This window comes from Methylibium sp., assembly GCF_035762065.1.
GTDB lineage: Bacteria > Pseudomonadota > Gammaproteobacteria > Burkholderiales > Burkholderiaceae_C > Methylibium.
On the sequence record NZ_DASTPW010000043.1, the window covers coordinates 1 to 18755 of the forward strand.

An 18755-nucleotide genomic window follows, 5' to 3' on the forward strand; every position below is an offset into this window, starting at 1 on the left:
GGCCACAGCGTTCCTCGGCTGCCTACCCGCATAGTCGAACGCGTAGCTGATCACACGAGGATTGCCGTCGGACAAGAAGTGCAGGTCCTCGATCCAACGCTCCGGGGCGGCCTTCCAACGCTGTCGTGCGAACTCGGCTGCCTCCGAGAGAGTAAAGCCCGCGAGGCGTATCGCTTTAAACGCCGCGGGCAAGCGCAGGGCATCCAGGCGGCCCGTTCTTGCAGCGACGACGATCCGAACGTTTTTCGGTAGATCCCCAAGCTCCGCAACGTCGTGCACGAAGCTGCGCTCAGGCGGCACGCGTGTTTGTGCTGCCGTGACAGAGTTGTCGGCCGCGTCGATCGCAATGATCAGCAAGGCGCCGACGTCCCGGGCTCGAATCACTTCCGCAGCCATGCGGAGCCTCGAACTGAACTCTCTGACATAGTCCACCGAGGGCGAGGCCGTGACCAGCATCGGCACGCCCAGTCGCGCGGAGACGTCATTGCACAAGTGCAGCAGGGCGTGCCGCGAAAGATGCCGTTGGCCATCGGAGTCCAAGTAGCGGCCCCCGCCGTAGCAGTCGAACACAACGAGCTCTGAGCCGCTTGGGAGCTTGTGCTTGAGGTCTTGCAGCGCGGTGGTCTTCCCGCTGCCGCCTTCCCCGTGGAGGCAGGCCCGTTGGTGCGACTGAAGTTCTTGCGCGAGCGTCATCACGCTTCCTCGCGCTACCAACGTCTCAACCGGCTTGAGCTGAGAGGGGCAAGGCAGCAACGCCTGGGGATCTCCGACGAACAGCGCTCCAAGAAGTACCGCGCGCGTGATGGGCGATTCGTCGTCCGGCAACATGCGTGTATAGACAACGTTGCGAAGTTCCAGCATCGCCTGGCGACTCTCGGACGCTGCGATCTGCCCGATTGCCGCAACGACACGAAGATGCATGTCGAACCGAGACGGTCCTTGGCACTCGCTGAAATCGAGCGCGTTCGCAAACTGCGCGAACTCCTTCTCAGCCAACCCACTGGCCTGCTTCAACTTCTTCCGATCCTTTGCCGCTGCCGAGCCTTGGGTTGTCGCCTGTGACCGACGCGCCGTAGCGAGCGCCCGAAGGACGTTGTCGTGGATGGGTTGGTTGCTGACGAGCTTCACGACGACGGCCGTCGGCGCAAGTTGCGTTGCGAACTTCCGCGCTTCGCTGTATGCCTTGGCCAGTCGCGCAATGACAGAGTTGTTGCCGACCTTCCGCGTGGAGCGACAGAGTCGGGCGACCGTCCAGGCCGCCGTGGGCGAGGCCGTCGAGTACTTGAGCTGCTGGATTTCGACGCTCGAGGCGCTGCTCAGCGACTCGCCGCCGTAGAACAGGCCGACATCCACTCCGTCCCACGCCCCCTGCTTCGCTTGTACGCCTCTCGTGGGTGGGATTCCTTCGACAGTGACCGCAGACAGATTCGACGAAGGGTCGAGAACTCGAATCGCATGACTGAGTGCCCAAAGGACGTGGAAGTCATCGCCAGCGTTCGATGCTCTTGCTCCCACGACATCGGTTCGATCCATCTTCTGATCCTGTGTCTAAGGCCCCGCCGGTTCAAAATGACGCGGCGCTGTCCCGTCCAGTCCACTCATGGTGTCGTTGGTGACCAGACGAGGCGCGAGCCTCAGAACCCAACAGCAGCAGACGTTCGCGAGCGAAGCTTGATTCACTCCGCCCAGTCTAGGACCGCTGATCGATTCGTCCGACTCGGACGTGAGGCGATGCGGCCGTCGTCTATGCGGCATGACCAGACGTTCGCCGAGACATCGCTGGGCTGCTGTGAACGTCACTTCGTGGCCGGGAGCAGTGGGCCACATCGCAGCGGTAGAGCCGACTTCAAGTGCATCGTGCATCGGGAGCATCCGTCTGCTTCCGGCGACTTCGCGGATAGCTAGCTCCCGGCCACAAGCAGCCATCCAGAAGGAAGCAAGGAACGCCCGGTCGACCGCCGAGTGCGGTCATCGGTGCAATCCCTTACGTCCTCCCGAGATGGTGATGCTCTGCCACGCGCAGTGTGCGAGCGGCGCCACAGGTCCGCCACCAAAATGTCGCCTGCGGTTGCTCCGGGTCTTGGTCCCAACGTCGCCTCGCTAGAATCGCACTGCGCGGCTAGCCCCATTGCCATAGAAGAGTAATGGCGTATCGGACTTCTCAACCGAGTTTTCGCTCAAGTTCTATTCCGGCCGTGGCAGGCGGTCGCGCACTTCACACGCCCTGCAGTGTTCCCCGGCGCAGCTCGTAGACCGAATAGAACCAGATTTTCTCGCGCTCACGGCTTGCGTCGCTCGGCGAGACGAGCCTATTTCGTTTTAAGACGACCTGCACCACCGATTGGTGGCGGTACGGGAAGCTGATGATCCCGCGCAGGCCGAGATAGTCCTCTGTCACCGAATTGCCGTCCGCAAACTTCGTGACCTTCGCATGTCCCAGGTTGAAGACCTCACGGGAGCTCGTGACCAGTTTCTTGGCCGCACCGAGAAGCATCCAGGACTGGACGATCCGTTCAGGCAGCCGGCCGCGGCGCGTGATGTGCTTCCAGCCCTCCCGGTTGACCAGGATTTCTCCTAGCAAAGGGTTCTGCCTCGCCGTCAAGTCGGCGCGCCATGCTTTGTAGTAGTTCCATGCGTCGTTGCGAAGCGACTCAGTCTTTCCGAGGACCGGCAACAGCGTGTCACTCCGATCGAGCGAGAACGTCTTCAGAAGGCGGTCGTGCGTGCGCGCACCACACAGCCGGTGGAAGTCGCCCTTCGAGTGATGCGAGAACCGCTGCGACTTCGGGATCAGAATCATTCCCGCGTTGGTCGTCGAGTAGGACGCGGGATCTCTGAGATCCACCCACCACGCCGGCGGCGCCAGCTTGTTCTTGGTGTCGTCAACGAAGACTAGGACAGCGGGACCCGGCACCCTTTGCCATCGGCTGCGGTGCTTCGTGATGTATGCCGGTCCCAGCGCAACGCCGACGTGATCGGGGTGTTGCTTCTGATCCTGGCGATAGCCGTCGCCGCCGCACTTTACCTGCACAAACACGATGCCGCCTGTATCCGCAGGCTTTGCCGTGCCCTTGCGCATGAGGATGACGCCGTCGATGGCGTCGTCGTTGGAGGCACCGTACTCCTGCCAGCCGCTCTCCCAGAGATTCTCGACGATCGTCGCGACGGTATTGACACCGATCCGTCCCTTGACGCGGTTGCTAGTGGTCATGTGCTTCTTGGACTGCGTGAACTGCTGGTGCGTTGATGCTCCCAATCTCGGCTGAGCAGGCTAACACTTCGATAGCCCCCAACGTATCCGTCATCCGTCCCGATCGAGGATGTGCGAGGTCTTGTGATGAGTGACTGCTTGCGACCAAACAGGAGCCCTACGTATTCATGAGGCGAAGAGCTGCAACGGGTCGAGCCCGGCCGCTCGGCTCAGGCGCATGCAATCGTTAGGGGCGCGCCATGCGGCCAGCCGGTCGGAGTGACTGGTGACGAGGGCGAAGCAGCCCTTCGTCGCTGCCGTCTCCGAACGACAGCTGACGGCCGCTGCGATCATGCAACGCCTCTCGGCGAGTGACTGAGATCAGTCTGGAGCCGCCTTCCAGTGCCCACGCCAACAAAGAAGACTTGCGGCGTCTAACCGATCAGCGCGCCGCCAAGTCCTCGGGAGTTTTGCCCGCGGCAATCGCGGCCTTGTACCAATTGGGGCGCTTGCCCACGCCAGTCCAGGTGTTGCCTTCACTGTCTCTGAAGCGAATGACGCCTTTCGTCTTCCTCTTGCGCGCAGGCTTCGACTTCGAGGTCACGGACCGCTTGGCTGGCCCCGTCGAGCCAGCCTTGCCGCGAGGCGCCGATCGCAACTCAGCGGGCGTGATGCCGTAGTGCGCCATCGCCGCCTGCATCTTTGCGATGACGTCCTGACGCTCGGCCTCTCGAAGGGCATCCGCCTTCGTCTGCAGTTCCGCGATCTGGGCATTGATCCGTTCGAGGGTCAGTCGAGAGGTTCTAGGCATAAGCGCTTTCGTTGGAGGGTCGGTACATCGACAAAGCAATGGATGCTGAAGTCGGTCGATTCGAGTATCGCTCTGTTGGGTCAACGGTCAGGATAGGTCGTCCTACCTGCGAGTCCGGCCGGTCAGCCGTGGCATCCATGCGGCGAGCACGACGTTCACTACGCCCAGGGCAATCGGCAGCCATAGCGTGTGCGAGATGACTAGGCCGTTCAAGCCGGCTCGTCAGCGGGATTGCCTGCTTCTGCGGTCGGTGCAGCGCCCCAACTTGAAAAGTTGCCGTCGTCTGATTTGGGACGCGGCACGGCGTCGGGCGCTCTGAGCATGGTCGGCATCGAGATGCTCCCTCCGAAGACGATGGCAGTTTGCCGGGCCAGCCCCGCGATGCGTCGGACCTCTCTTCGGTCTGCCCACTCGCTGGCTGTCTGAACTGCGTTGAGGTCTTTCTCAGACGTCAAACGGAACGTCACCCAGTTGTTGCACTGAGAGAGAACGGTTGGCGAAATCTCGGATGGTCGCTGTGTGCTCAACCAGAGTGCGAGGCCGAACTTTCGTCCCTCTTTTGCTAGGCGTTCGTAGGCCAGTGAATTGACGTCGGCGTCTTCGCCTGACCCGACGGGGCGCATGTAGTGGTGAGCCTCCTCCAGGACCAACAAGGTAGGGGCGGCATGTTCTTGACCACGGCGGAAGAGTTCGTAGGCGTAGAGCTCAAGCAATGAGCCCAAGATGAACGGCGTCAAATCGTGCGAGACGCGACGCAGGTTGACGATGTGCACGCGCCAATCGACTTGGGCGCCGCCAAAAAATTTCTCGACCAGCGCCGTAGACTCCGCTCGCCAATTCAGTCCTGCGGCGGTCGGAGGCCCTCCTCGAACATCCACAACGTCTGTGAACATGGGGTCTTCGACGAAGCGGTGTATCCGCGTGAGCAGGGGTGAAACGTTTCCATAGAGGAACGCATCTCGGGTCAGGCCCGTGTTCTTTTGCTGAATCGCATGACTCTCCGCGACAACAGCGGCGAGTGCGACCATCGGAGGCCACTCTGCAACCGCTGGCAGCGCACCGCCAGCCCTCAGCCGTTTCAGAGCTGCATCTGCGACGTCAGCGCCATTTGCCCGACAGTCGTCGAAAAATACGGCCCGCGGACTATCGCCAAGGCCAGCGCCTCGGTCTGCTGGGAACCACTTCACCTTGCTGATGTTTTCCAGGGCGAAGGAGAGAGCAGGACGTTGAGTTTTTTCGCTGGGGATGAGCAGTCGGTTGAGTCCAAACCGACCCAGAGCGTAGTACGGCACCTTCAGCGAGTTCGCTTCTGTCCCTCCCAAAGTTGTCAGCTTCACGGCTCCGGGAGGCAGGTCCCGTAGTTTGAAGGCTTCCGGGTACTCGCCGTTGATATCGAAGATGACGATACGCGCGCCTGGCAGCCGAACAACCTGCTGCAAGACCGCCGCCGTGAAGCAGCTCTTGCCTTGCCCTGAGCTGCCCAACACAGCAACGTGCCGCGATATCAGGCTTTCCAGCCCCACTCTTAGCTGCCCACCACCTCGCAGGTCCTCGCCCAGTGAGATGGGCAGCTCTGCATCGATCGGATTGCCCAGCGCCGCTGACAGCTCGGAACTCGTCAATGGGAACGCTTCCGCCCCCAGGGGCGGTGTAGGTAGCGAGTCGCTGATGAACGTCGTGTTGCCGCTTTCACGGGCCAGCCGTCCGACGACCACCCCCGCCACATTCCGCAGCGGTTCAGACTGATGAGAGCTTGACCCAACACCCAGCCGGTGAGCTTCTTTGGGCTCGGCGAAACTCAGAGAGAGCACCTTCATCACCAGTACGCGGCTCCCCGCATCCAAGGCCAGAAGGCTCCCGACTTCGGTCACGGGCGAGACGCCCTGGAGATGCGAAGCGACCTGCCCGCGGTGCATGTCCAGAAGGTTCAGGGTGACCTCGGGGCCATCAATCTGCACCACATAACCAATTGGCTGGCGGCTCTTCACGCCAAGTCCCCCAAGCCGAGGTCGTCCTGCTCTTCCTGCTTGTCGACCGGTGCACGCAGCGCCTTTTCGAGCTTGCGCATGTCCTCGTCATACAACAGCGGGTCGGGGAGCTGGGCAGCCAGCTTGTCGAGGTACGCCGCAGCGCCGCCTCCGACCACGGTCACACGCGGGTTCTTCAGCGACAGCAGCTTGCGCAAGGCTTCGGGCAGAGCGGCGGCTTTCACATCACCGGTGAACTGCGGGAAGTAGATGACAAGTTGCAGCGTCGGATTCAGAAGTGCAGAGCGGAGCAGTCGATTGATGTGCTCGTCGCCGAAACCGTAGCCGCAAACCACAAGGGCTGCCTGCGGACGCGCGAGGAACTCCGAAAACCGGCGGAACAGTTCACCAAGCACGTACCCCACGGTCTGCATGTACTTCGCCGCCCTGGGCATCACCATTAGGCCGAGCTCAGTCCTACCTGCGTCAGTGAGGAACTTGTGAATGCACCGGGCGGCAAGGGTGGCCTGGACTTCATAGACTTGGTCTGCCTCCTCGCGCCAGGTCAGCGAGCCGTGTAACTTGGCAAGGTAGATGTTGTAGACACCGAACCGAGCCTCGCCTCGTGCCTGGGTATTGCGATACCCGAGGTCAAAACTCTGCGGCGAAAACCGTCGTCCATGTACGCCGAGGAAGCCATTGACCACCTGCAGGTCGATGGACTCTGAGGCCCACTCGATGGCAAGGTCATAGTTGGTCGTGAACACCCAAGGTGCCGCTTGGCCAGGTTGGCGTGCAGCGACGAGCTTCTGCAGCACGGAGCGGTGGTTCTCCAGCTGCGGCGCGTCAGATTCCGCCCCGCTTGGCAATGCCCACCAGGCAGCCTGCAGGAGTGCAGCCTTCACCACAGCGCGCGAAAGCTGAGCTCGGACCACGGCGAGCCGGTCAGCGTCCGCAACCCCTTGGCGGCGCCATTCGACGTAGGCAATTTCCAAAGAGTCGCCCAGCTCTTCGACATTGGGAACATCACGCAGACCGGCGTCCTCTTCGAGCGCTCCCTCCTTGACGAACTTGTGCTCGAGGAGCCATTTCGCGTCATCTGGCGACGCCGCAAGGAAGTCCTCCCAGAGGCCGGCCATCGTCTTGCCGCCAGCAGCGACAGAAGCTCCGGCGCCCAGCAACAGACCGACGTTCTCGAGGCGCAAGAGGGTAGCCAGGTGCGCCCTCAGCTCTACCTCATCCTGTAGCGGGGTCGCCCCGCGAACTGCTACGAAAGGCATTCAACTCTCCTTGAGTCTTTGGGTCTCATTTTGCTGAGGCGACACTCCAACAACTGCACTCGCTCAGCCCGCCTCCTCGCGAGCCTCGTCATGCGCTGCGCCAAGCCCGATAGCGGAAAGTCATCCTCGCTGCCGCCTCTTCGGGCTGGATTCGCCCGATGAGAGAGTTTTTGGCGCCCAGTTCGGCGTACTGGTCAGACTTTGTAGTTCCCGATGCGATGTCCTTGCCCGCCTCAAGTAGCAGGAACCCCGAGGACACGCGCCGGACAATGGCCGAGACAGTGGAGAGAACGTGAAGTGTTGCTGATGAGGGCCCTGAACAGCGGACCAACATATGAGTAGCCGGACTCTTGATTCACCTCCACGCTCACAGCCTCGTCAAGGACCGCATTGAGCGCGTCAGCGTACATTGGTGGTCTCTGGGTCACCGACAGCAACCGCTGCATAGCTGACCTACGGCGGATGCTTGATGAGCGGGCAATGACCTAAGGCCCTGCGCGTTGGACGCGAGAAGCTGAGCAGCTCTAACTGGCGGACAGCAAGTCGCTGATGTCGACCGCTAACGCGCGCGCGAGTCGTTCAACGTTGTCTAGCGACACATTGCGTTCGCACCGCTCGATCGAGCCCACATAGGTTCGATGCAGCTCCGCCAGGTCGGCCAAACCTTCTTGGGACAGCCCACGTTCTGCACGCAAAGCGCGCAGATGCCGCGCAAGGCGGCTGCGCGCCGATTCGACCGTGACTTTCCTCCCTGACATGGGGAGGAGGTTCCAAGGCAGATGACTTTGGGTCTACAGACTTAAAGTAGCATCTTGGCGTCATGGTCATCGGCCTGGTGCCACTCTTCATGTCCGGTCGCTGCCTTAGCTCAAGATCGTTTTTGAGCAGTCGCTACTTCGTCGCGTCTCGTGGTCGCAGTAGTTCCGCCATCCGGTCCACGAGCTTGCCGGGACGACAGCTCAAAGACTCGGCGAGCCGGAGCACCACGGCAAGTGAGGGGAGGTGCTCACCCCTCTCAATCTTGCCCATGTGCGACCGCTCCACCCGCGCTGCTGCGCCGAGCTCCTCTTGCGACAACCCCCGCTTCAGCCGCAGCTCGCGCACCGCCTGCCCAAAGGCCTTCGCCGGCCCTTCTTCAAAACTCGTCTTTCCTGGCGGTCGACCGCGCACTCGTGCTCGCTCTTGCATTGGACTACTTCGCAGGTGTACGCCACAGTGGCGTCGCGTTATCTTTAACTCTAGCAAGGAAGCAGCATGCTGAACTTTGAGCGCGGCCGATCGATGCGGCTGGCGGGTCTGTCGAGTCTTGTGGTGGCCATGGGCCTCACCGCCTGTGCGACGCAGGTGCCGATGCCTCCCAATGTCAGATTGGTGGAGGGCGCCTACGGCGCGGTCTACATCAACCAGGTCGACTTCTCCTACGACACCCCGGCGCCCATGCCCTTTGGCCGCGTCAAGCTGTGCGTCGCTGAGCACGTCGGCAACAGCGAAGTCCAGTTGAGCGACACCGCCGGCTCCTTCGTCGGCGCAGCCACCGGCACGTACTACCAGGCCAACAACCGCCAAACCTCCAGCGGCGGAAGCGTCTTCAAGTACGCCGACGACAGCGCCGCGACGCTGATCGCCACCGGCGGCACGCGCACCGCCGGCAGCTCACTAGGCCTGGTCATCGACTACGTCCGCTACGACCTCAAGGCGGCGAGCACCGCACGCGGCGTGACGCTGGTGTTCTCGAACATCACCCGCGCCCAGCAGAACACCGGCCTCATCGCCAACCGCGGCTTCGAGCCGGTCGGCGTCTCGCCCGGCGCCCGCGCACCGGGGGTCTACGCCGCGCTCGAAGCGACGGCACAGAAGCTCAAGACCTGCCTGAACTGATCGGAGCCCGTATGCCTGCCCTCAACGACAAGCCCGTCCGCCTCCTGATGCACGACATGGCCGCCGCCTTCGGCCTGCAGCCCGGCGAAGACTTCTCGCGCGAACGAGCGATCCAGTGGTTCCAACAGCACTACCCGAACGTCAAGGAGGGCACCGTCACCGCCCACCTGATCCGCCTGTCGACCAACGTGCGCACTCGGCTGCAGTACAGCGCCCGCGACGACGGCTCCGACGACCTGTTCTTCAAGATCGACAGCAGCCACTTCCGCCTATACGAGAAGGGCAGGGACCCGGTGCCGATCTCGTCCCTTACCCGTGAGCCCGACGAGGCCGAGCTTGAGCGCCCGACGCTGTCCGAGGAGTTCGCCTTCGAGCACGATCTACGCGACTACCTCGCGCGCAACCTGCAGGCACTGGAGCCCGGTCTGCGGCCGTACACGGATGAAGGCATCACCGGCGTCGAGTTCCCGGTCGGCGGCCGTTTCATCGACATCCTGGCGGTCGACAAAGCCGGCGACTACGCCGTCGTCGAGCTGAAGGTCTCGAAGGGCTACGACCGCGTCGTCGGCCAGTTGCTGCGCTACGTCAACTGGATCAAAAAGCACCACGCCGAACCCGACAGGAAGGTGCGCGGCATCATCGTCGCCAAGGACATCAGCGACGACCTGAAGCTCGCGTGCAGCGAGCTGCCGGACGTCGCGCTGTACGAATACAAGCTGTCGGTCGCGGTGCAGCGCGTTGCCGCCTGAGGCGCGGAGAACAAGGCCTTTCAGGGCGGCCTTTCGCCCCCAGGCTGCTCTCGGTCGATCCTTGCGCGAATGGCTTTTTGGCGCTTGGCCTCGTGGTCTCGATGCAACCGCAAGAGGTGCTCCAGTTCGGCCTCGGTCATGCCTCGCTCGATCTGCCTGCCGACCTCATGCACGTCGGCGCCGGGTGGCACGGTGAAGACGCCGCCCCTCACGAGTTCGCTCCACAGACTGTCATCGTCGCCGGTATGTTTTTGCAGGGCGGCCAGGAGGGGCGGGAAGGCCAACCGCTCGCGGTGCAGCAGGGTGCCGGCCGCGGTGTTGCCCTGCGCCGCCTTCTTGCGCAAGGACATCAGGATCAGCTTGCGGTGGCTCATGCGTTGAGGCCGGCCGTCTTCACCGCGAGCGGTCACCTCCGTGCCGAGCAACCGCTGCAGCATCTCGAGAGGCGGCTCGTCGTCGGCCTTGTGCCTCTTTGCGCCTTTGCGCTGGGTCATAGCCGCGCCTCCTCCATGAGCTTCTTCTGCATCGGTCTGGCGATCGCCTCCCATTCGTCCGCCTCAAGAATGGCCGGCACAAGAAGGAATCCACCGCGGCTTCGCGGCTCGTGAGCGCCACGGGACCGGGCGCGTTTGGAAGTCGCAGCATCAAGCTCGCGCATCATCAGCTCGCGCTCCAGCTTGAACAGCGCCGCGGCGGCGGCGACCGAGGTCATCGCTTTCTTGATGAGGGCCAAGAAGAGCGCCTCCTGGCCGCCGATCGGCCGTGCCTTGCCGCCATCGATCAGCGTGCCGCAGGTCTCGGTGAAGATCTGTTCGATCTCGGTCTGGCCCGTTGCCCGTAGCTTGCGGGGCCGGCCACGGGGATTGCCGGAGACACCTTGCGGAAACTGTGAGTGCTTGGGCGGTTTGCCATAGCCGACCTGGTAGTCGTCGTTCGGATCAGCCATGGCTCACCTCCGGCTGCACCGCGCGATCGGCCGCAACCTCGGCCCAGGTCTGACCGGTTTCGGCGAGTCGCGCCTGACCTTTGCCGAGGCGCTCGTAGCGCCGCACCGTCGCATCGACGTAGCGAGGGTCCAGTTCGATCAGGGCGGCGCGCCGGCCGGTAGTCTCGGCGGCGATCAGCGTCGAGCCCGAGCCGCCGAAAGCATCGAGGATCCAGCCGTTGCGGTTCGAGCAGTCGAGGATCGCGTCGGCGATCATCGTGACGGGCTTGACTGTGGGGTGCATCTCAAGGCGTTGGGCGCGGCCCTTGTGGGGGCTGTTGACGCCGGCGTAGGGCCACACGTTGGACCGGTGTCGGCCATGCTTGCCGAGGGCGACGTTGTTGATGTGCGCTTCGGTGCCGGCCTTGAAGACGAACACAAATTCGTGTTTGGAGCGATACAGCGAACCCATCCCGGCGTTCGCCTTGTTCCACACGCAAAGGTTCTTCAACTCGGCGTAGACGTCCTTCGAGGCCGCGAGCATCTCGCCCATGTGACGCCAGTCCATGCAGACGAAGTGGATCGATCCGTCGATGGAATGCGTGGCGAGCTGAGCGAAGACCGACGTCAAGAAGGTGGTGAACTGCTCGGACGTCATCTCGCCGGAGGCCATGACGAATTCGCCGTGACGATCCTTGGTGGTGACGTTGCCTCGGATGGGCACGTTGTACGGCGGATCGGTGAAGACCATTTCGGCGCGCTGGTCGCCGAGCACGCCGGCATAGCTGGCCGCGTGGGTGGAGTCGCCGCAGTACAGCCGGTGGGTCCCCATCAGCCAGAGGTCGCCGAGACGTGTGGTCGCCGGCTTGTCCAACTCCGGCTCGATGGGCTCGTCCTCGTCGTCGAGCATCGGAACGATGATGGCGTCGACCTCGGCGGTGTCGAAGCCGGTCAGGCGTACGTCGAAGTCGAGCTCGGCAAGTTCACCGAGCTCGATCCTCAGCATGTCTTGATCCCACCCCGACTTCTCGGCCAAGCGGTTGTCGGCGATGACGTAGGCGCGCACCTGTTCAGGCGTCAGGTGGTCGAGGCGCAGCGTCGACACCTCGGTCATACCGAGCAGTTTGGCGGCTTCAAGTCGGCCGTGGCCGGCGATGACCACGCCGTCCTTGTCGATGAGGATCGGGTTGGTCCATCCGAACTCTTGGATCGACGCCGCGATCTGGCGGATCTGCTTCTTCGAGTGTTTACGGGCGTTGCGCTCGCGAGGGCGCAGTGAAGCGATCGGTACGGCTTCAACATAGAGGGCAGCAACAGAAGATGATGGGCGTGGCTTGGCCATGGCAACTCCGGAAGTTGTGGGTCGAGGAAGAGCTCCGGGCCCATGGCCTTGGCTCTGCAAGAAGTTCAGGCGAGAGAGCTACGGCCCATGGCCTTCGCTCTGCAAAACGCTCGTCAAGGAAAAGAGCTCTCAGCCCATGGCTGTCAGCTCTACGTCTTGGCTGCGGCGCGACCACCCATGGCGGCGCGTGCTTGCGGGCTCGTCCCGCACATCGGGTTCGGAAGGGGCCCGCCAGCGGGCCCATCCGATCGATCTAGCGAGGGCGATCGTGGCCTAAGATCCCTTATCAGCGGAGTTTCGAATTGCAACCGGCAGCGGTTTGTGGTTCGGGCGCAACCGCTAAACATCAGCCCGCGCCACGAGCGAAGTGGGCTGCTGCCGGTCTCGGGGACACCGACCAAGCTTCTCTCGCCCCCTCGAACTCTGTCGAGGCTGACGTAGCCGAGCGCCGCGTGTGGCGCGTCGGGTTGTTATGCCACGCTTCCCGACCCAGCTTCACCGCTTCAAGTTTGAACGCCGGCCGTCTCGGTAGCAGCCGACTCGTCTACCGGCGTCTAAAAATGCCCCGGGTCAATTGCGAAACCGAGCCTTCTCCTCCGCATTGATGACTCGACCGACCTCCTATCCCTAGAACGATAGAAGCACCCGTAGGCGCGGGGTGCACGAATGTGGGGCGCTTCGGTATCGTGAACGCGTTCACACATAAAGACTATCCCAGGGAGTGGGTGCGTGTCGCAGCAGCGAGTGGTAGATCAAGAGACTTCAATTCCCCAACTTCACCCCACCCCGCAGACCCAGACACCTTCCCAAGCGGATAACGCGCACGCGGCTACCGGCCCCGCCGCGAGCCCATCGCAGCTTCCAGATCCCGTAGCCGACTCGTCGCTCACGGCGCTTTGCCTTGCAGCCCGCCTGCACCGCATCGCCGCTGAGCCGCAGGCGCTGGCGCATCGGATGGGCTGGGCGCCCAGCCACCGCTGCAGCGCCGATGACCTGCTGCTCGCAGCCAAGGAGTTGGGCCTCAAGGCGCGCCGCTCTCGCGCGACCGTTGATCGGCTATCCCTGACACCGCTACCCGCACTGGCCGTGATGCGCGACGGCCGCGTCGTCGTCCTCGCGCAATGCGATGGCCAGCGCGTGCTGCTGCAGGACCCGAGCGGCGACGCGCAAGGCGGCAGGCCAACCATCGAGCCGCTCGCCGTCTTCGTCGAGCAATGGACCGGCGAGTTGATCCTGTTGATCAGCCGCGCCAGCGTGGCCGGCGAACTCGCCAAGTTCGACTTCAGCTGGTTCATCCCCAGCCTCGTGCGGCATCGCAAGCTGTTCGGCGAGGTGCTGCTGATCAGCTTGTTCCTGCAGCTCTTCGCGCTGGTCAGCCCGCTGTTCTTCCAGGTGGTGATGGACAAGGTGCTGGTGCACCGCGGCCTGACCACGCTCGATGTGCTGGTTGCCGGGCTCGTCGTGGTCGTGGTGTTCGAAAGCCTGCTCACGGCCTTGCGCACCTACGTCTTCAGCCACACCACCAGCCGCATCGACGTGGAGCTGGGCGCGCGGCTGTTCCGTCACCTGCTCGCGCTGCCGCTTGCCTACTTTCAAGCCCGCCGCGTCGGCGACTCGGCCGCGCGCGTCCGCGAGCTGGAGAACATCCGCAGCTTCCTCACCGGCAATGCGCTCACGGTCGTGCTGGACCTGCTGTTCTCGGTGATCTTCATCGCGGTGATGTTCATCTACAGCGTGCCGCTCACGCTCATCGTGCTGGCGAGCGTGCCGCTGTACGTGGGCATCAGCCTGGCGCTCGTGCCGGTGCTGCGTGCCCGCTTGAACGAGAAGTTCGCCCGCGGCGCCGAGAACCAGGCCCTGATGGTCGAGACGCTCACCGGCATCCAGACCGTCAAAGCCAGCGCGTTGGAGCCGCAGATCGCACGGCGCTGGGACGATCAGCTCGCAGCGTATGTCTCGGCCAGCTTCAAGACCGCGACGCTGGCGGGCTTTGGACACGAGGCGATCAACCTCGTCGGCAAGCTGGTGTCGGCGGCCACTCTGTGGTGGGGTGCCAAGCTGGTGATCGACGGCGAACTCACGGTCGGCCAGTTCGTGGCGTTCAACATGTTTGCGCAGCGTGTGGCCCAACCCATCATGCGCATCGCGCAGTTGTGGACGGATTTTCAGCAGACCGGGATTTCGATGGCGCGGCTGGGCGACATCCTCGACACTCGCACCGAGGTGCCGCCGCAGGCCACCGCGCCGCTGCCGCGCTTGAGGGGTCGCATCCAGTTCGAGCAGGTGGGCTTCCGCTACCGGCCCGAGGCCCCGGCCGTGCTGCAAAGCCTGAGCCTCGACATTCGCCCCGGCGAAGTGATCGGCATCGTCGGCCGCTCGGGCTCGGGCAAGAGCACGCTCACCAAGCTTGTGCAACGCCTGTATGCGCCCGAGCAAGGCAGGGTGCTGGTCGATGGCATCGACATCGCGCTGATCGATGCCGCCCAACTACGCCGCCAGATCGGCGTGGTGCTGCAGGACAACTGGCTCTTCAACCGCAGCGTGCGCGAAAACATCGCTATCGCCGACCCGGCCGCACCGATCGAACAGGTAATGCACGCCGCGCAGTTGGCCGGCGCGCACGAGTTCATCGGCGCGCTGCCCGAGGGCTACGACACCCTGGTCGGCGAGCAGGGCGCCAGCCTCTCAGGCGGACAGCGGCAGCGCATCGCCATCGCCCGAGCGCTGTTCACGCAGCCGCGCATCCTGATTTTCGACGAGGCCACCAGCGCGCTCGACTACGAGAGCGAAGCCATCGTCCAGCGCAACATGGCCGCGATCTGCCAAGGCCGGACGGTGATCGTCATCGCGCACCGGCTCAGCGCGGTGCGACAGGCGAACCGCATCGTGGTGATGGAGCAGGGGCGGATCGTCGAGGCGGGGTCGCATGAGCAGCTCACCGCAAAGCCGAAGGGCTTGTATGCGCACCTGTGGGCCATGCAGCAGGGAGCCACGGCATGAGCGCGACCGCGACCGCGAGCCGCCATCCGGCATGGCTGCTTCTGGCGCGCTACACAGCCGTGCTGAAGGTCGCCTGGGCCGCCCGCCATGAACTTGCCGGCCCCAAGCGCCTGACCGATGAAACCGCCTTCCTGCCCGCGGCGCTGAGCTTGCAGGAGACGCCGGTCCATCCGGCGCCCCGCCGCCTGGCGCTGGCCTTGTGCGCGCTGTTCGTCATCGCGCTGGCGTGGGCCGTCTTGGGGCGGATCGACATCGTGGCCATCGCGCCGGGACGCATCGTCGTCAGCGAGCGGACCAAGACCTTGCAGCCGCTGGAAGCGGGCGTCGTCAAGCGGGTGCTGGTGAAGGACGGCGACGCCGTGCAAGCCGGCCAGGTGCTGGTGGAACTTGACGCCACCAACGCCAGCGCGGATGGGGCCAGCGTGCAGGAGCAGCTGGCCTCGGCCCTGTCTGAAGAGCGCCGCACCACTTCGCTGCTTGCTGCCCTGCGAGGCGGCAAGTCACCGTCAGCCCCATCGCAGGGGGCTGTCGAGCGCCAACAACTCCAAGCCGAATGGCAGGACATCACCGCCAAGCTCTCCAAGCTCGCCGCCGAACGCGCGCGGCGCGAAGCCGAAGCCGCCACCGTGCGCGAACTGATCGCCAAGCTCGAAGCGACGCTGCCCATCGCCCGCCAGCGCGAGGCCGATCTGCAGAACCTCGCGAATCAGGGCTTCATGAGTAGCCACGCGGTGCAAGACCGCAGCCGCGAGCGTATCGAGCAGGAGCGTGACCTCGCCACCCAGCGCGCCCGCGCCGCCGAAGCCCAAGCGGCGCTGGCCGAGGCCGAACACACACGCGCCGCCTACCTCGCCGAGACCCAGCGATCCCTCAGTGACCGCCAGGCGCAAGCGACTCTGAAGCGCCAGCAACTGACGCAAGAACGCAGCAAGGCCGAGCAGCGCAGCCGGCTCACGCAACTGACCGCGCCGGTCGCAGGCACGGTACAGCAGGTCGCCGTGCACACCGAAGGCGGCGTGGTCACGCCTGCGCAGGTGCTGATGGTCATCGTGCCCAAGGACGCCGAGGTCACCGCCGAGGTGGTGATCGACAACAAGGACATCGGCTTTGTGAATACCGGGCAGGACGTGACGGTGAAGCTGGAGACTTTTCCCTTCACCCGCTACGGCACCGTGCCCGCCACAGTGAAGAGCGTGACCGCCGACGCGGTGCCCGACGACAAACGCGGTGCGATCTTCCCCGCCACGCTGACGCTCGGACGAAGCCACCTGGACGTGGACGGCAAGCGCGTGAACCTGAGCCCGGGGATGAACGTGACGGCCGAGATCAAGACCGGCCAGCGCCGGGTGATCGACTACCTGCTCAGCCCGATCCAGCGTGCGGCGAGTGAGAGCCTCGGGGAACGTTGATGCGCCTTCTCGTCATCCACCAGAACTTCCCCGGCCAGTTTGGCCACCTCGTACGGGCGTGGGCGCAGCGCCCCGGTTGGGACGTGCGCGCGCTCAGTAGTGACACCGCACCCGGCCTGCCCGGCTTCAACGGCCTGCTGCGCTACAGCGTTGCGCGCAAGCCGCAACGGACCCAGCACCCCTACCTGCGCCAGATGGAAGCAGCCACGCTCCACGGCCAAGCGACGGCGCGCGCGATGCTCAAGCTGCGCCAGAGCGGCTTCACGCCCGATGCGATCCTGGCCCACCCCGGCTGGGGCGAGACGCTGTACGCGAAGGACGTGTTTCCCGACGCAAAACTCGTCCACTTCTGCGAATGGTTCTACAGCGCCGAGGGCGCCGACCTGGGCTTCGACCCCGAGTTCTCGCTGAGCTTCGACGACCGCGCGCGCATCCGCACCTGGAACGCACTGCACACGCTGAACCTCACGAACTGCGACGCGGCGGTCACGCCCACGCGCTGGCAGTGGAGCCGGCATCCGGAGATCTTCCGGCCCAAGATCACCATTCAGCACGAAGGCATCGCGACGCACGAATTGGGGCCGGACCCGAACGCCGAGATCGTGACGCCCAACGGCACGCTGCTGAAGGCGGGTGACCCGGTCATCACCTACGTGGCGCGCAACCTGGAGCCGTACCGTGGTTTCCACGTCTTCATGCGGGCGCTGGAGCGTATCCAGCGGGCGGACTCGCGCTGCCACGCGCTGATCGTCGGTGGTGACGAGGTGAGCTACGGCCGCAAGCCTGCGGATGCCGCGAACTGGCGTGAACGCATGCTGCGCGAGGTGAGGCTCGACCCGCAGCGCACGCACTTCCTCGGGCGCGTGCCGCGCGAGCACTACCTGCGCGTGCTGCGCGTGTCGGCGGCGCACGTGTACTTGAGCTATCCCTTCGTGCTGAGCTGGTCGCTGCTGGAGGCGATGGCGTGCGGGCTGCCGCTCGTCGCATCGAACACCGCGCCGGTGCGCGAGGTGATGCGAGACGGCATCGAAGGTCGGCTGGTGGATTTTTTCTGCCCCGACCCCATCGCCAATGCGGTCTGCGGCCTATTGGCAGACGGGCGCGCAGCCCTGGCGCTGCGGCACGGAGCAAGGCGCGTTGCGCAGCAGTACAGCTTTGAGGCCGGCCAAGCGGGCTACGAGCGGTTGACGCTTGGCTTGACGCTCGCGGTTGGTGCGCCCAGCAGAAACAACACCGGGACGGCCCTCACTGCGGCCGAGCGCGAACTTCTGGCTCTGCTGGCTCGCGGACATTCGACCGAAGCCATTGCCCGTTCGCGCCAGCGCAGCCCGGCGACCGTACGCAATCAGCTCTCCGTGCTCTATCAGAAGCTGGAAGTGAGCCGGCGGGCCGAGGCGATTGTGAAGGCTGCGGCGATGGGACTTCTCGACAGTGGTATGACCGCGCAGCAAGGAGTCGTCGTGACGCCGTGACAGTCATCGTGACATTTGTCCTATTGCGATCGTGATACCGGCTGGGGCAAGCTCGCCGACAGCGAACGGTGCGAAAAAGTAAATCACGGAAGTTCATGAAGCGGGTGCATGCGACGCGGTCTCTGATCGTGGGGGGCTGGGTTAAGGCCAGCTTGACTGATGCGTGGCAGCTAGCTGCTTCGACTAATAGAGCGTGTTGCAGTTCGGATTGAGACCACCAACGATATTGCAGCCCACCAAGGGCGCCTTCCAACGCAAATGGATGATCAGCACAATTTGTAAAACTCTCGTGAAAGCTTGGAATGACTTCAAAAGTTTGCGACGCAATTGAAGATTTGGACAAGTTGTTTTTGCAAATGCAAGCTGCAAATTCCAATAAAACGACGGGCGAACCAGCGATGCAGGGGCTTGTAGACAAAGTTGATTCTGTTGTCGCATTCTGGAGGTAGGAATTGAGCGCGCATCTAAGACCCAAAAAACAGACAATCGTATTGGCATGCTCTGCGATTGGCGGCTTCATTGTTGAGCGATTGCTTCAAACTGAAGTCTTGCCGCAAATTTTTAATGCATTAAATTTCGCCCCCGTGATAATTGCCATCGCCACTGGGCTGTATTTGCTCCCATCAAAAATTAGGGGCAACGAAATGAATCGACCCATCTTTATTATATTTTTAATCGCGGCCGGCTGGTCGGTTGGCGGCATCTGGGCTCTTAAACTAAATTGAGGACTGT

General features: G+C 63.6%; 16 protein-coding genes. 6 read left to right on the forward strand and 10 right to left on the reverse strand.

Translation table 11 applies throughout. The annotated features are described in order from the left end of the window. The 7 genes from VFR90_RS11495 to VFR90_RS11525 form a co-directional block, all read right to left on the reverse strand. Positions 1 to 1533, reverse strand: a 1533-nt coding sequence (locus VFR90_RS11495) for a P-loop NTPase family protein (RefSeq protein ID WP_326406273.1), incomplete at its 3' end; no start/stop codon positions are given. A gap of 682 nt (positions 1534 to 2215) precedes the next feature. Then, the gene (locus VFR90_RS11500) at positions 2216 to 3211 is read right to left on the reverse strand and encodes a DUF4365 domain-containing protein (RefSeq protein WP_326406274.1); all 996 of its coding nucleotides are present in this window, start codon (positions 3209 to 3211) and stop codon (positions 2216 to 2218) included. Between the two features lie 421 nt (positions 3212 to 3632). After that, entirely contained in the window at positions 3633 to 4001 is a 369-nt protein-coding gene (locus tag VFR90_RS11505; RefSeq protein ID WP_326406275.1) for an H-NS histone family protein, read from the reverse strand. Between the two features lie 209 nt (positions 4002 to 4210). Continuing rightward, entirely contained in the window at positions 4211 to 5989 is a 1779-nt protein-coding gene (herA, locus tag VFR90_RS11510; protein WP_326406276.1) for an anti-phage-associated helicase HerA, read from the reverse strand. Further along, positions 5986 to 7248: an SIR2 family anti-phage-associated protein gene (locus tag VFR90_RS11515; RefSeq protein ID WP_326406277.1), complete on the reverse strand. Its 1263-nt coding sequence runs from the start codon at positions 7246 to 7248 to the stop codon at positions 5986 to 5988. The genes herA and VFR90_RS11515 overlap by 4 nt, the downstream gene beginning before the upstream one ends. A gap of 524 nt (positions 7249 to 7772) precedes the next feature. Further along, on the reverse strand, positions 7773 to 8006 hold the full coding sequence (locus VFR90_RS11520; protein ID WP_326406278.1) for a helix-turn-helix transcriptional regulator: 234 nt from the start codon (positions 8004 to 8006) through the stop codon (positions 7773 to 7775). A gap of 133 nt (positions 8007 to 8139) precedes the next feature. Then, positions 8140 to 8436, reverse strand: coding sequence for a helix-turn-helix domain-containing protein (locus VFR90_RS11525; protein WP_326406279.1), 297 nt, complete (start codon positions 8434 to 8436; stop codon positions 8140 to 8142). A gap of 66 nt (positions 8437 to 8502) precedes the next feature. On the opposite strand from VFR90_RS11525, the gene VFR90_RS11530 reads away from it, so the two are divergent. Both VFR90_RS11530 and VFR90_RS11535 read left to right on the forward strand, forming a co-directional pair. Next, positions 8503 to 9126, forward strand: a complete 624-nt coding sequence (locus tag VFR90_RS11530; protein WP_326406280.1) for a hypothetical protein — start codon at positions 8503 to 8505, stop codon at positions 9124 to 9126. An 11-nt stretch (positions 9127 to 9137) separates the two neighbouring features. Continuing rightward, entirely contained in the window at positions 9138 to 9875 is a 738-nt protein-coding gene (locus VFR90_RS11535; protein ID WP_326406281.1) for an endonuclease NucS domain-containing protein, read from the forward strand. Between the two features lie 20 nt (positions 9876 to 9895). Here VFR90_RS11535 and VFR90_RS11540 read toward each other — a convergent pair whose 3' ends face one another. From VFR90_RS11540 to VFR90_RS11550, 3 genes are read right to left on the reverse strand one after another with little or no spacing between them, the layout of a single operon-like run. Beyond that, on the reverse strand, positions 9896 to 10369 hold the full coding sequence (locus VFR90_RS11540) for a hypothetical protein (RefSeq protein ID WP_326406282.1): 474 nt from the start codon (positions 10367 to 10369) through the stop codon (positions 9896 to 9898). After that, positions 10366 to 10821, reverse strand: coding sequence for a DUF5681 domain-containing protein (locus VFR90_RS11545; protein ID WP_326406283.1), 456 nt, complete (start codon positions 10819 to 10821; stop codon positions 10366 to 10368). The genes VFR90_RS11540 and VFR90_RS11545 overlap by 4 nt, the downstream gene beginning before the upstream one ends. Continuing rightward, complete coding sequence (locus VFR90_RS11550) at positions 10814 to 12142, reverse strand: site-specific DNA-methyltransferase (RefSeq protein WP_326406284.1); 1329 nt, start codon at positions 12140 to 12142, stop codon at positions 10814 to 10816. Before VFR90_RS11550 ends, VFR90_RS11545 begins: the two co-directional genes overlap by 8 nt. Positions 12143 to 12871: 729 nt before the next feature. Here VFR90_RS11550 and VFR90_RS11555 point away from each other — a divergent pair. The 4 genes from VFR90_RS11555 (at position 12872) to VFR90_RS11570 (ending at position 18748) form a co-directional block, all read left to right on the forward strand. Then, a complete protein-coding gene (locus tag VFR90_RS11555) occupies positions 12872 to 15142 on the forward strand; it encodes a type I secretion system permease/ATPase (protein WP_326406285.1) in 2271 nt (756 codons plus the stop codon). Beyond that, a complete protein-coding gene (locus VFR90_RS11560) occupies positions 15139 to 16551 on the forward strand; it encodes an HlyD family type I secretion periplasmic adaptor subunit (protein ID WP_326406286.1) in 1413 nt (470 codons plus the stop codon). Before VFR90_RS11555 ends, VFR90_RS11560 begins: the two co-directional genes overlap by 4 nt. Then, on the forward strand, positions 16551 to 18023 hold the full coding sequence (locus tag VFR90_RS11565; RefSeq protein ID WP_326406287.1) for a glycosyltransferase: 1473 nt from the start codon (positions 16551 to 16553) through the stop codon (positions 18021 to 18023). Before VFR90_RS11560 ends, VFR90_RS11565 begins: the two co-directional genes overlap by 1 nt. A gap of 452 nt (positions 18024 to 18475) precedes the next feature. Next, positions 18476 to 18748 (forward strand): hypothetical protein, encoded by a 273-nt coding sequence (locus VFR90_RS11570; RefSeq protein ID WP_326406288.1) that lies wholly within the window; start codon positions 18476 to 18478, stop codon positions 18746 to 18748. The last annotated feature ends 7 nt before the right edge of the window (positions 18749 to 18755 follow it).